At 49.3% G+C, this 1,887-nt stretch carries 2 protein-coding genes; both read left to right on the forward strand.

Features of this window, described 5'->3' with window-relative positions; all coding sequences use genetic code 11:
- The coding region (locus PX481_RS03385) for a hypothetical protein (protein ID WP_288093671.1) at nt 1-227 on the forward strand (227 nt) is incomplete at its 5' end.
- 44 nt (nt 228-271) lie between these two features.
- Complete coding sequence (glmM, locus tag PX481_RS03390; RefSeq protein WP_288024735.1) at nt 272-1,711, forward strand: phosphoglucosamine mutase; 1,440 nt, start codon at nt 272-274, stop codon at nt 1,709-1,711.
- Nucleotides 1,712-1,887: the final 176 nt, after the last annotated feature.

Consider the following 1,887-nt stretch of genomic DNA (forward strand, 5'->3'; position numbering starts at 1 on the left):
CAACGAATCGCACCACACCCTACACCCTACACCCCACACCCCACACCCCACACCCTACACCCACCACCCCATTTCCCCACACCCCACACCCCACACCCTACACCCCAAACCCCACACCCCAAACCCCACACCCTACACCCCAAACCCCACCACTCCACACTAGATGTAAGGAACTCCGGGAGGAGGATTGGGGTCAACTGGGAACATTGATTTCAAAAAATCGGTGATCATGTTATCCTCTGAGTGTGTTGTGTGAGGAAAGGAATCGGCCATGGTAGCGTCTCTATCGTATCAAAATGGGCAAAAAGCTCGATCGCATCCCCTGTTATCCTTAGGGGGTTTAATCGAATTACCGCCATCACCCCTGTTTGGCACGGACGGAATTCGCGGCCAAGTGGGAGAATTATTAACTGCCCCCCTAGCGCTACAAATCGGATTTTGGGCAGGACAGGTATTAAAAAATCAAGCTGGTGTCACCAAACCAGTAATTATCGGTCAAGATTCCCGTAATTCCAGTGATATGTTAGCCAATGCTATCACTGCGGGTTTAACTTGGGCGGGAATAGAAGTCTGGCAACTGGGATTATGTCCCACTCCCTGCGTCGCCTATTTAACCAGAGAAAGCGAAGCGATGGGGGGGATCATGATTTCTGCCAGTCATAATCCTCCCGAAGATAACGGCATTAAATTTTTTGACAGCAGCGGTTTAAAATTATCTGGCACTTTAGCGGCACAGATAGAAGCGGGTTTAAGAGGCAATTTAGAATTAGCAGATAAACCAGAAAATTGGGGAAAAGCGACTTTTTGTCCCGAATTAATCCAAAAATATTATCAAGCTGTCATTGATTCCGTCGGGAGGGATATTAACCTATCGGGATTAAAAATAGTTTTGGATCTGGCTTGGGGGGCAGCCGTTAACCTAGCACCTTTAGTATTCCAAACCTTGGGGGCGGAAGTTATCTGCCTACACGATCGAGCCGACGGCGATCGCATTAACGTTAATTGTGGTTCTACCCATTTAGAAAGCTTACAGGCGGCGGTGATTAATCAGCAAGCGGATTTAGGGTTTGCCTTCGATGGCGATGCCGATCGAGTCCTGGCCGTGGATAGTCAAGGTAGAGTAGTAGATGGCGATTATATCCTCTATTTTTGGGGTCGTTCCCTCTTAGAAGCCGGACAGCTACCCGATGGGTTATTAGTAGCAACGGTGATGGCTAATTTAGGTTTTGAACGCGCTTGGCAAAAACTGGGGGGTCAATTCTTGCGGACTGCCGTGGGCGATCAGCACGTTCAGGCGCAAATGTGGGAAACTGGAGCCATGCTAGGGGGTGAACAATCCGGTCATATTCTCTGCCATCATTACGGGGTTTCTGGGGATGGAATGCAAACCGCCCTACATTTAGCGGCTTTAGTGCAGAAATCGGCGGTTTCCTTGGCTAACTTAGTCGATCATAGCTTTGTCACCTATCCGCAGATTTTACGCAATGTGCGGGTGGAAGATAGAGAAGTGCGACGTAATTGGCAGCAATGTGAACCTTTGCGGCGAGAAATCCGCAAAGCTGAGACAGCTATGGCAGAAAAAGGCAGAATTTTGGTGCGCGCTTCCGGGACAGAACCCTTAATTCGGGTGATGGTGGAAGCAGAAACCCTAGAATTAGCCAATTTTTGGACAGAAAGGCTAGTGGCAGCGGTGCGAAGCTATCTTTTGTAGTCGATCGAGGGGGACAGGGATTATAATGCCCTTAGCCTAGCCTAGCAAGGGATAATTGTCACTAACCCCGCCCTAAAAGGGACGGGGCTTGCCTAAACCAATTTAGGCGACGCAAGTAGAGACTACCGCATCGAGACACAATCTGGCACAGACCTCCGAATACTTCCCTAGTTCGG

Source organism: Microcystis sp. M53603_WE2, assembly GCF_030065435.1.